Below are 2696 nucleotides of genomic sequence, written 5' to 3' on the forward strand. Positions count from 1 at the left end.
ACCACGCCTGAAGTTTTTTTAATCAATAAAATGGGCGCAATAACCTATAGTGGATTAATCGATAACTGGTCTTCCTCACTCGGACAGAAACGTTTGGTAATTACAGAAAAATATCTTGAACAAGCTATAAAAGACCTTTTAAACGGCAAACAAACATTTAAAAAAACGATTCCTATAGGGTGCTTAATTAACGACATATAATGAATTCAAAATCTTTAGTATTATTAAAAATTATTACCATTATACTTGGGATATTCATTTGCATACCTCATGTAAGTGCCCAAAAGGTAACTTACTATAAAGATGTTGCATACATTATTCAAAATAAGTGCCAGCCCTGTCACAGGCCAGGAGARGCTGCTCCATTTGCTTTATTAACCTACGAGGATGTTGCAAAAAGGGGCTCTTTTATTAAAAAGGTAACCCAATCTGGTTACATGCCACCATGGAAGCCAGATAACCACTACAGACTATTTAAAAATGATAGATCATTAACGAATGAAGAAAAACTAACTATAGCCAAATGGGTTGACGAGAAAATGCCGATGGGCGATATTAGCGAAATGCCCAAAAAAGCAGTTAAAACATATATAGATGGTACTCAGTATCTCAGGAAACCCGATCTTGTTTTAAAAACAAATAAACCATATAAAGTTTTAGGCGATAATAAGGAGCGGTTTATTGTTTTTAAAATTCCTTTTGATATTGGTGTAGAAAAAAATGTAGAAGCAATGGAGTTTTTTTCGTCCAATAAAAAAGTAGTACATCATGCCAACTTTGCTATTCATCCTGTAGCAGATGATATTGATATTAACCAGGGAGCCGATTTTTTAAATTTAACAGAAGATGATCGGACTAAATACTCGCAGTATTTTCCTTTTAAAAAAAACATGACCTATTACGGAGGATGGATCCCAGGAACCTCTTATGAATCTTATCCAAATAATTTTGGTTGGGTAATGCCTAAACGGGGCGTTATATTATTAACTGTACACTTTGCTCCGGTTTCAAAGGAGGAAGAGAATATTTCAGGAGTAAATTTCTTTTTCAAAAAAACACCAATTGGGCGAAAAGTTGAGGTAATTAGTTTAGGCTCCGCCGGTGTAGGCGAAAAATCTATCGAGCCTTACTTTTTTATCCCAGCTGAGTCAGTAAGAAAGTTCGAACTAAAAATCACAACACCGCAAGATCAATCTTTATTATATATATGGCCGCATATGCATTACTTGGGTAAGATATTCAAATCATACGCAGTAACGCCTAAGAAAGACACCATACAACTCGTTTCAATTCCATCCTGGGATTTTAGATGGCAGGAAATTTATCAATTTAAAAATTTAGTAAAAATTCCTAAGGGCTCTATATTAACAATAGAGGGTACTTATGATAATACAACGAGTAATCCTAACAATCCAAGCAGCCCGCCCCGAAATGTTTATTCGGCCAATGATATGAAATCTACCGATGAGATGTTGACCATGTTACTTGTGTTTTTGCCCTACAAAGAAAATGACGAACAAATACAATTAAAATAAAGGCTTACCACCAATTGTGTAATTAATTTTAGCTTGATTTAATAAAAAGTACCATGAAAATAAGAATATGGCTATCCGCACTTTTTTTCTCAATGCAAGCTGCTGTTGTTAACAACGCTAATGCACAACAGCCTTTATTTACGTTATTACCGGCAAAGGAAACAAATATCAGTTTTGTAAATAGAGTAATTGAAACGGATTCATTACACGTTATGAACTATGAATATTTGTATAACGGATCAGGAGTTGGGGTAGCCGACTTTAATGGCGATGGTTTGTCAGACATTTTTTTTTCATCAAATGCATCAGATCATAAATTATACCTTAACAAAGGAAATTTAAAATTTGAAGATATTACGAATAAAGCAGGTGTAAGAGGAAATGGTACCTGGGGAACAGGGGTATGTATTGCTGATGTAAATGCAGATGGGTTACCCGATATATATGTAAGTCATTCCGGAAAATTTCCTGACAGTAAACTCAAAAATGAATTATTTATTAACCAGGGAATAAAAGGCGATATGCCTGTTTTTAAAAACATGGCAGAGGTTTACGGCCTTGATGCAATAGGAACCCAATCTACACAAGCAGTTTTTTTTGATTACGATAAAGATGGTGATTTAGACATGTTTTTGCTAAATCATTCAAACCAAACTTATAAACCTTTTTTAAATACTAAAAAAGTACGATCTACCCCAAATATGAAATATGGGAATCGTTTATTTAGAAATGATTCTAAAAACAATCAACCCCATTTTGTAGATGTTACGTTAACCTCGGGGATTATAAATAATGCCTTAAATTTTGGCCTAAACGTAGCGGTAAGCGATTTAAATAATGATGGCTGGCCAGATATTTATACTTCAAGTGATTATACTGAACAAGATTGCCTTTATATCAACAATAAAAATGGCACTTTTTCTGAAAGTATCCGGAAATCTATCAAGCACATTTCAAAGTATTCAATGGGTTCTGATATCGCCGATTATAACAATGATGGTAAACCCGATATCATCACGCTTGATATGTTGCCCGAAGATAATCATAGGCAAAAGCTACTTAAAGGACCAGATGAGTATGACCAATATCACTTATTACTGGATAGTGGATATTATAATCAGCAGATGAGAAATATGCTCCACTTAAATCAGGGATTAGGAG

The 2696-nt window shown here is 34.3% G+C and carries 3 protein-coding genes; all 3 read left to right on the plus strand.

The window, feature by feature from the left end; translation table 11 throughout:
- The coding region (locus AC1DPQ_RS23945; RefSeq protein WP_477611099.1) for a thioredoxin domain-containing protein at window positions 1-201 on the plus strand (201 nt) is incomplete at its 5' end.
- Complete coding sequence (locus AC1DPQ_RS23950) at window positions 201-1535, plus strand: cytochrome c (protein ID WP_477584555.1); 1335 nt, start codon at window positions 201-203, stop codon at window positions 1533-1535. The genes AC1DPQ_RS23945 and AC1DPQ_RS23950, both read left to right, overlap by 1 nt.
- A gap of 53 nt (window positions 1536-1588) precedes the next feature.
- Window positions 1589-2696 (plus strand): FG-GAP repeat domain-containing protein (locus AC1DPQ_RS23955; RefSeq protein WP_477611100.1); only part of this gene is annotated, 1108 nt, incomplete at its 3' end.

It is taken from the genome of Pedobacter sp. 01T416_2, assembly GCF_056398925.1.